The sequence below is a fragment of the Arthrobacter sp. 05L45_2 genome, assembly GCF_056397525.1.
The window spans coordinates 1-3,757 of sequence record NZ_JBFTNO010000248.1 but is presented as its reverse complement, the minus strand read 5'-3'; the positions used below and the strand labels follow the sequence as shown (position 1 = coordinate 3,757).

At 68.2% G+C, this 3,757-nt stretch carries 6 protein-coding genes; 4 read left to right on the top strand and 2 right to left on the bottom strand.

Annotation, left to right across the window (positions count from 1 at the left end):
* A partial coding sequence (locus tag AC1DHD_RS14825; protein ID WP_476880448.1) for a gamma-glutamyltransferase family protein occupies positions 1 to 1,120 on the top strand: 1,120 nt, incomplete at its 5' end.
* A 72-nt stretch (positions 1,121 to 1,192) separates the two neighbouring features.
* On the opposite strand, the gene AC1DHD_RS14820 is transcribed toward AC1DHD_RS14825, so the two are convergent.
* Positions 1,193 to 1,708: a mycothiol transferase gene (locus AC1DHD_RS14820; RefSeq protein WP_476880447.1), complete on the bottom strand. Its 516-nt coding sequence runs from the start codon at positions 1,706 to 1,708 to the stop codon at positions 1,193 to 1,195.
* A 234-nt stretch (positions 1,709 to 1,942) separates the two neighbouring features.
* Between AC1DHD_RS14820 and AC1DHD_RS14815 the strand changes: the two genes are divergently transcribed.
* From AC1DHD_RS14815 to AC1DHD_RS14805, 3 genes are read left to right on the top strand one after another with little or no spacing between them, the layout of a single operon-like run.
* Positions 1,943 to 2,362, top strand: a complete 420-nt coding sequence (locus AC1DHD_RS14815; protein ID WP_476880446.1) for an arsenate reductase ArsC — start codon at positions 1,943 to 1,945, stop codon at positions 2,360 to 2,362.
* Positions 2,363 to 2,406: 44 nt separating this feature from the next.
* Positions 2,407 to 2,763 carry a hypothetical protein gene (locus AC1DHD_RS14810; protein WP_476880445.1) on the top strand — a complete coding sequence of 119 codons (357 nt, stop codon included), beginning with the start codon at positions 2,407 to 2,409 and terminating at the stop codon, positions 2,761 to 2,763.
* Between the two features lie 37 nt (positions 2,764 to 2,800).
* Complete coding sequence (locus AC1DHD_RS14805; protein WP_476880444.1) at positions 2,801 to 3,229, top strand: SRPBCC family protein; 429 nt, start codon at positions 2,801 to 2,803, stop codon at positions 3,227 to 3,229.
* 104 nt (positions 3,230 to 3,333) lie between these two features.
* On the opposite strand, the gene AC1DHD_RS14800 is transcribed toward AC1DHD_RS14805, so the two are convergent.
* Positions 3,334 to 3,757 (bottom strand): TIGR03086 family metal-binding protein (locus AC1DHD_RS14800; protein WP_476880443.1); only part of this gene is annotated, 424 nt, incomplete at its 5' end.

Genomic DNA, 3,757 nt, shown 5'->3' with positions numbered 1-3,757 from the left:
GCAGGGAACGCCCGGATTCTACCGCGGATCCCTCGCCGCCGACATTGCGGCCACCGTGCAGTCACCGAAGAAATCCCGGGACACCACGCTTCCCGTTCCGCCCGGATACATAACGACGGCGGACCTCGCGGCCTACCGCGCGCTGGACCAGGATCCGACGCACGTGAACTACCGGGGACTGGACGTCTTTGGCATGGCGCCGTCCAGCAGCGGCGGCACCACTGTCGGCGAGGCACTGAACATCCTGAATCCGTCCAACCTCGCCGGGATGACCCAGGCCGGCACCCTCCACCACTACCTCGAGGCAAGCGCCTTGGCGTTCGCCGACCGCGGCAAGTACGTGGGTGACACCGCGAAGGTGAAGGTCCCAACGGCGGCCCTCACCGATCCGGTGTTCGGCAAGGAGCGGGCGTGCCGGATCGACCCGAGGCACGCCGCCGACAAGCCCGTGGCCCCGGGCGATGTGAGCGCGTACGACGGCGTGTGCCCGGCGACGAGCGTCCCGGCCGCGGACGAGAAGGACACCGAAAACATTTCGACCACCAACCTGACCGTGGCGGACAAGTGGGGCAACGTAGCCGAGTACACCCTCACCATCGAACAGACCGGCGGTTCCGGCATGGTGGTGCCCGGCCGCGGGTTCCTGCTCAACAACGAAATGACTGACTTCTCCACCGTCTACGACGCGAAGGATCCGAACCGGATCGAACCCGGGAAGCGGCCCCGCTCCTCGATGGCGCCCACCATCATCCTCAAGGACGGGGACCCGTTCCTGGCGCTCGGCTCCCCCGGCGGATCAACGATCATCACCACGGTCCTGCAGACCATCCTCAACCGGGTGGACCTGGGCATGACCATTTCGGAGGCGATCGCGGCTCCTCGCGCCGCTCAGCGGAACACCACCAAGGTCACCGCCGAGCCCGGGTTTATTTCGGCGTACGGCGGCGAGCTGGCCCCGTACGGGCACCAGTTCACCCCGTCCGGGGACGCCTTTACGTCGGCCGCCGAGATTGGCGCGGCAACGGCCATCGAGTTCGGGCCCGGCGGCCGCCTGGTCGCCGCGGCCGAGCCGGTGCGGCGCGGCGGCGGTTCGGCAATGGTCCTTAGCCAGTCGCGCTAGGACCGGGGCGTCACAGGGCCGGGGCGTAACAGGGCCGGACCGCCATAGGGCCGGGGCGTCCACGCCCCGGCCCTAGCCGCGGGAGGCGGCGGGGCCCAGGCCCTTGACATACATGGCCTGCCCGGCGTGCTGGAGGCAGTCGGCGAGCATACTTACCAGGCGCACGCCAAGGGTCACCGGAGGGTTCCAGCGCTTATCGATGACGCGGTCCAGGTCTTCCTCGCCGAGATCCTTCAGGAAGTCAGCGGTCTGACGGTGGACGGCGTCGTAATACTCGCCCAAGAGCCCTGGATCGGCCCGGACGCTGTCCACCTCCCCGGAGGTGTGCCCGTAGCCGGTGTCACCCGAGGACAGCGGCAGGTCGAATCGTTCAGCGAACCCTTGGGACGTCCACACCTGCTCAAGCCCGGCCGCGGCGGCGAGCTGCGCGTCCTCACCCCGGCTCAGGTGCCACACGAGCCAGACAATCGGGTTCCCGGTCCCGGCCGGCCGCCGGACCAGAGTGTCGGCGTCGATCCCGTCCAGCGTTGCCCTCACTACCTCGTGGACCCGGCCGAACCCGTCCAGCAGCACTTCGTTGGCTTTCATTGCGTCCCCTCCGGTGCGTTCATGGCGCTGGTTCTGTCGCTGAACCCATGCTTGCACGCAGCCCGACCGACGGAAAGGTATCTGGGCCAGCGCCGCACCGCCGTCGTGCGCCACAGTTTTGTGGCCGCAGCCTGGATGGCCCGGAACGGTGGCACCCCGGGTGCGGTACGGTTGGTTGGCCCGGCGTCAGTGGCAATCCACCCGCCGGCATCCCCAGCTTTTCGAGGAGATCCCATGGCTAGTGACGCCAGCCCGAAACCGTCGGTCCTGTTCGTCTGCGTGCACAACGCCGGGCGGTCGCAGATGGCCGCCGCGTTCCTCGCCGCCCTCTCCGATGGGGCGATCGAGGTCCGCTCCGCAGGCTCACAGCCCGCGGACCAGGTCAATCCAGCCGCCGTCGAAGCCATGGCTGAGGTTGGCATCGACATGTCCGCCGAGACCCCCAAGATCCTCACTACCGACGCCGTGAGGGAATCCGACGTCGTGATCACCATGGGCTGCGGCGACACCTGCCCGATCTTCCCGGGAAAACGCTACGAGGATTGGGAGCTGGCCGACCCGGCGGGCCAGGGCGTCGACGCCGTCCGGCCCATCCGAGATGACATCAGGGAGCGCGTTCAGGCCCTCATCCTGTCCCTCGTCCCCGGCAACTAGCTGCCGCTGGGAGGCGCGCGGGAACCCGGGACCATAATGGACGTATGAAGACTGAGCTGCTGACGATTCCGGGTTGCCCGCATGGAGAAACGGCGCGGGCCGTGTTCAGCCGTGCGCTCGAGCTGGAAGGCGTCGGCTCCGCCGGGCTGGCCACCACGGAGATCACGTCGGATGCAGCCGCCGCGGCGGCGTCCTTTCACGGGTCTCCGTCGTTCCTCCTCGACGGAACGGATCTCTTTCCGTCGACGACGCCGCCCGCCATGGCGTGCCGGGTGTATACCACCGCGGGCGGCCTCGCAGGGCAGCCCGACCTGGAGTCCCTGCGGCTGGCCATTCGCCGCGCACGGCAGGCCGGGCCGGCCAACGGGGCGCACACCGGGCCAGAGGCCGGCGCGAGGTAGTCTCTCATCAGGTCACCGCATCCATTGAGAGGAACCCATGGCACACGCGGAGAATGAAATCACCATCGACCGTCCCGCAGCAGAGGTTTACGCGTACCTGGCGGACGGGCTGAACAATCCGGCATGGCGGAACGGCGTGCAGAGCATCGCGCTCCAAGGCGGCGCCCCTGGCGAGCCCGGCAGCGTCTACAGCCAGACCCTCACCGGTCCCCGCGGAAAGGCCATCCAGGGCGACTATCAGATCACCAGCGCCGAGCCTGGACGCCTGCTGGAGTTCAAGGTCATCGCCGGCCCGGCACGACCCACCGGCCAGTACACGCTGAGCGAATCCGGCGGCCGCACCACCGTCCGCTTCATCCTGGACCTGAAGCCGTCCGGACTGATGAAGGTCCTGGACGGGCTGATCACCAAGACGATGCAGGCCGAAGTCAGCCAGCTGCAGAACCTGAAAGCGGTCATCGAGTAGCGCTAACGCGGCCGTCCGGCATGGCAGCGGCACTCCCGGCCATGACGGCCATGACGGCCTCTCCCCTGGGGCGTTGTCACATCCCGGGAACGTGCTGAAGGAGGTCAGGCGGCGACCGAGCGCCCGGTGAACGCGATGAGGCGCTCCAGGCTGCCGGCCGTTTCCGCCACCGGCTGCGCCGTCGCGAAACTTCCGCTGGCGCGGACCTGTTCGGAGATGGTCAGCAGCGCAAGTTGTTCAACGTAGTCAGTGACAACGTCGGAGACGACCAGATTCTGGCCGGTGGCCGTCGCGAAATCCCACGCGTGCACCAGCAGTTCGAGGTTGACGATGCCGGCAACCACCGTCGCCGGGAGTTCAGCGAACCCCATATCGATGGTCCCTTCCACGCCCCGCCGGGTGAATGCCTCGAGCACGGGCTGGGCGAGGGCTGCGATGCGCACCTCGGGCGCCGTTTGGACGTCCTCGCCCAGATTGGCGCCGAGGACACCACCGATCTGCTTCAGGGACCCCGCAAGGTGTTCCAGC